Below are 203 nucleotides of genomic sequence, written 5' to 3' on the forward strand. Positions count from 1 at the left end.
CAACCGCCGCGCTTGCGCGGGTGGAAAGGCTTTGTACAGCGAGGCCGGGGTGTGGGTATTCAAATTGTCCCACACCAGGACCACCCGCTCGGCATTGGCATAATCGACATCCCGCAGCGTTTTGATCTCTTCGGCCAGATCAAGCGCCGTTTTGGTGGAACGTACACTGACCTTACGGCGTCCGCCCAAGGGTTCGGTGAGCA

1 pseudogene is annotated in these 203 nt (G+C 59.6%); it reads right to left on the bottom strand.

The window, feature by feature from the left end:
* Positions 1–203: pseudogene (locus BQ17_RS21580) on the bottom strand (hypothetical protein); the annotation flags it as partial.

Origin of the sequence: Candidatus Thiosymbion oneisti, assembly GCF_900092655.1 — a bacterium.
GTDB classification, from domain to species: domain Bacteria; phylum Pseudomonadota; class Gammaproteobacteria; order Chromatiales; family Chromatiaceae; genus Thiosymbion; species Thiosymbion oneisti.